The organism is Neobacillus sp. C211 (assembly GCF_051842875.1).
Taxonomy (GTDB): Bacteria; Bacillota; Bacilli; order Bacillales; family Cytobacillaceae; genus Neobacillus.
This window is the reverse complement of sequence record NZ_JBPXRO010000073.1, coordinates 1-3,810: the sequence shown is the minus strand read 5'-3', so window position 1 is coordinate 3,810 and position 3,810 is coordinate 1. Positions and strand designations below refer to the sequence as shown.

The following is a 3,810-nucleotide window of genomic DNA, read 5'->3' as shown; positions in this document are numbered from 1 at the left end:
AACCATATTTGTTAAACTTAAGGAAAAGGAAGAAAAGTTGAGGTAAGAAAAATGTATGAATTTAAAGATGAGTCCGTGAGAAAAGAAAAAAAGTTTAAGACATACATTTTTTTATTTGTTATCTCTGTTTTAATAAATACATTCATTGATTTCGATGATTTGGGAATTAAAAGGGAAGTTTATAGCCTCCTATTTTTTTGTGTTATTCTTTATTTTGGACTACGAAGGAAGTTATGGGCTGAAGTTATCATTAAATTTTTCGTTTGGCTAAATATCATTTTATTGTTCCTCATTATATTTGTTAAGGTTTTAGGATTATAGTAAAAAATAATGGTTCTTCAACTAACGGGGGCTTGAGTGTAAGATGTGGACCATAGAGTGTTCCTGTTGTTTTTTGACATAATGATTGTTTAGTTCAACAAGGGTGATAACAAAGAAAAAGGAAATTGATTTTTGAGGTGGGCAAATTTTGAATAAGGACTATATTTTCGGTTTTCTTGTTATGTTTGTTGTTATGATATTAACTAAAGATTTAAATATATTGGATAGTTGGATAATGACGCAAATAGTTAAATTATTACTTGGTTTTATTGCATTAATTATTGCTTCTGTAATTTTTAAAAAGATTTTTTCCAAAAAATAATAATTTTCTTCTTGAGCTAACGGGTGCTTGAGTTTAAGATCATAGCTGTCATTGAGGCAGCTTTTTCTTGTTGAACTAACGAAGCAGGTTAGTGGAACAAAGAAAAGACCCACCATAACAAGTGGGTCTCACTCCTATTATTATTTCATTTTCACCGAAATTGTTAAAACTAGACTACAGAACGTACTGTTATTTCACCGAGATAGCGTCCCGGGTTTGTAGCATATCCGATAGATAAAGGTGCAGTTACTGTCGCATCTACTGTAATACGTACAAAATTACCAGTTAATACAGCAAGTCCAAGTAAGGCGTCTCCTGAAGCAACTTCTACATTTTGGGGATTCCCATCATTTGAATCCGTAAATAAAGGAATACTCAAGATAACAATTCCTAATGCATTTACAACTTCTAGAGTAGCAGTTACTGTGGCAGTTCCATTAGCTGCAAATGCATAAAAAACACTAACGGGTACAACTGCACTAACAAGTGGAAGGTCAACAAAAAAAGTGCTTCGAAATGTTACTGTTTGTCCAGATGCAGAGTTCGGTGACCAAATATAAGCCAGACTCCCATCGATAGCCGGAGAAATTAATGATGGTGGTGTAAATACTGCGGGTGTGGGTAGAGTCCCAGGAGATGCAGCAGTGTCAGCAATTACTATTGTATTAGCAGGTGTTGTGAATTCTTGTAATTCTAAAGGCATTTCTATATTTCACCTCCTTTTATGCCAGTTAAATGGCATATTGTATACTATGTTTTCTAGTAACCCATGTTTGGATATTTGAATCAGTATAAACGTTTGTTTTTTAAATATTTTACATTTGTTCAACTAATAATGCATATTTATATAGTGTGTTTATTACTTGGGAATAAAAAAGAAGCATCATTAAGATACTTCTTCGGAAATGATTCTTTTTATGATTACTTTTATATTATGAGACAAATGTTGATATGTAACGGGCAGACGTGGATTTTTTAAAAAAAGATTCAATTGATTTTAAACTCGCAATACGAAGCTAATCTGCAATAGAGGAATAGTGCTTATTAAAGTAACGGGTGCTTTATTAAAACAAAAATGAACTGCTGAAGAACATCAACACTAATATACTTTTTGTATTAGTTAGTCTCGTTCAAAGATACTGCTGTTACTGTTTCTCAAGTACAATCACATAAAATTTAGAGTAACGCTAGAACACTAAATTTATTCAATTAGGCTTTGCACTTTTTGTTTTTGTAATTAGTCTTGGACAAACAACATTAATTTTAACAAAAATGAAATCTCAAAAGAAATCTAGACAAACATTTTACATATAAGCTGAGTGTTTCCTCAAAAGTAATGGAAATGTTACCAAATTGTCCCTGTCCATTAACTAAACTGTAAACAAGCAATGTTATATTTATTACGGTCCTAGATCTACCAATCTCTAACGAATGACATAGTTGTAAACCCTAGCAAAAAGCCCGGTTTTCCTATTCCTAGATACCGGGCTTTTTGACGTTTGCTCTCACAATATGCAAACTTAATCAGTTTTTTTGCTTTTAATATCATCAAGTTCTCTTTAAGTTTTTCAAGTTCATTTTTGAGATCTAAATTTTGTAGCTTTGATCCATAAAGTCGTTCAAACAAACATCCTGATACCCAAGCCTGTTTGTCAAATCCAGCATCAAAAAAACTCAATTGTCACTTTTTCTAATTCAACTTTTTTCGCCAAGTGATTTCCCCCTAAAATATGTACTGTATTATTTTTCCATTAAAAATGGTAGATTTCAAGGGGGAGGTAAAAATATTTTTTCTACTGTTCCAAAAAGTCTACCCCGTGAAACGAATTCTCTGATAATTCAAGAGGGCGCAAGATTAATATTTTATAGTGTCCCAATAAGGTTGTTCCAAAACTTAAGCGGATATGATACAATTTTGTTGTATAAGAGATTACATAAAAGGAATGAAACGTCAATGAAGAAGAAGAAAAGAGTTATAACATTATTGTGTGTAGGGCTCACCATAGGGGCTATTGTATGGGTGGCTAGTGTGGCCCATGAACTTAAAAGTATGATTACAGATTTGAATATTGATTATTATGGTGGTAACTATAAATCTAAATAGGAAATAAGGAAAGGCAGCATGAACAAGGTAGAGTAAGTGAAACATGGGGGGAAGAAAATGATTTACGGATATGCTAGGGTCAGTTCCAAAGATCAGAATTTGGACACTCAGTTTGCAGCCCTTTCCAAATTCGGAGTCGATGAAATTGTACACGAAAAAATTTCTGGCGTTGCCAAACAAAGACCAGAATTAGACAAGCTATTAGACAAGTTGGAATCTGGAGACACGATTGTAGTAATCCGGATGGACCGATTAGGAAGAAGCTCCAGACAGCTAATAGAATTGGTTGAGGATTTTGAAGCTAGGAATATTAATCTTGTGATTCTTGATATGAACATAGATACCAGGACGCCAACAGGAAAGTTCTTTTTAACAATCATGGCTGGCTTTGCTGAAATGGAAAGGACCATTTTAAAAGAGAAACAGCGGAATGGAATCGAGATTGCTAAAAGTAAAGGTGTTTATGAAGGAAGACCGAAGAAATACCACAAGAAACACTCTGGTCTTAAACACGCCATTGAGCTTTATAAATTGAACAAATACACGGTTAAAGAAATCACGGGAATGACTTCCGTATCTAGATCTGCCTTGTATCGTGCTTTGAAGGAACAGGAAGAAAAGGAGCCGGTATTATAATGGACCATATTTGGAATGGTTTAAAAGAATGGGAAAGCATTTGGGAAGAATAGTTGCAAGCTGACAAGAATGGACCAGAGCATGAACATAAACAGCATAATCCTGTCTTCCCGACCAGTCGAACTGGATATTAACACTATGGGGCCTTGGGGCCTTAGCTCAGCTGGGAGAGCACCTGCTTTGCACGCAGGAGGTCAGCGGTTCGAATCCTCTAAGGCGCGTAATTGTAAAATTGGATAAAGATAACGAAAATAAGCCCACTCGTTAATGAGTAGGCTTTTATTGTTTTAATGCTGTAGCTTTAAAATAAAGTTTGATTAAAATCCTGTATTAATTAGAGTTTTTCTTTTTATGTTCTTACCGATGTTGTAAGGTAATGGTGAATAGATTGTGAATATTTTCACTTAAACTAACGGGGCAGTTTAAC

Annotated in this window: 4 protein-coding genes and 1 tRNA gene; 3 read left to right on the top strand and 2 right to left on the bottom strand. The window is 34.1% G+C overall.

Features of this window, described 5'->3' with window-relative positions; translation table 11 throughout:
- The first annotated feature begins 469 nt into the window (after window positions 1-469).
- The gene (locus ACSU6B_RS28855; RefSeq protein ID WP_410889900.1) at window positions 470-643 is read left to right on the top strand and encodes a hypothetical protein; all 174 of its coding nucleotides are present in this window, start codon (window positions 470-472) and stop codon (window positions 641-643) included.
- Window positions 644-812: 169 nt separating this feature from the next.
- Here the strand turns inward: ACSU6B_RS28855 and ACSU6B_RS28850 are convergent, their stop codons facing one another.
- On the bottom strand, window positions 813-1,346 hold the full coding sequence (locus ACSU6B_RS28850) for a hypothetical protein (RefSeq protein ID WP_410889898.1): 534 nt from the start codon (window positions 1,344-1,346) through the stop codon (window positions 813-815).
- 711 nt (window positions 1,347-2,057) lie between these two features.
- Window positions 2,058-2,321: a hypothetical protein gene (locus ACSU6B_RS28845; protein ID WP_410889896.1), complete on the bottom strand. Its 264-nt coding sequence runs from the start codon at window positions 2,319-2,321 to the stop codon at window positions 2,058-2,060.
- A gap of 483 nt (window positions 2,322-2,804) precedes the next feature.
- Here ACSU6B_RS28845 and ACSU6B_RS28840 point away from each other — a divergent pair, with 483 nt between their 5' ends.
- Window positions 2,805-3,383: a recombinase family protein gene (locus ACSU6B_RS28840; protein WP_410889893.1), complete on the top strand. Its 579-nt coding sequence runs from the start codon at window positions 2,805-2,807 to the stop codon at window positions 3,381-3,383.
- A gap of 149 nt (window positions 3,384-3,532) precedes the next feature.
- Window positions 3,533-3,604 (top strand) — tRNA-Ala (locus ACSU6B_RS28835).
- Window positions 3,605-3,810: the final 206 nt, after the last annotated feature.

Bases quoted from the DNA above. Each gene is read 5' to 3' on its own strand.
- ACSU6B_RS28850 (WP_410889898.1), bottom strand. From the start codon at position 1,346: ATGCCTTTAGAATTACAAGAATTCACAACACCTGCTAATACAATAGTA.
- ACSU6B_RS28840 (WP_410889893.1), top strand. From the start codon at position 2,805: ATGATTTACGGATATGCTAGGGTCAGTTCCAAAGATCAGAATTTGGAC.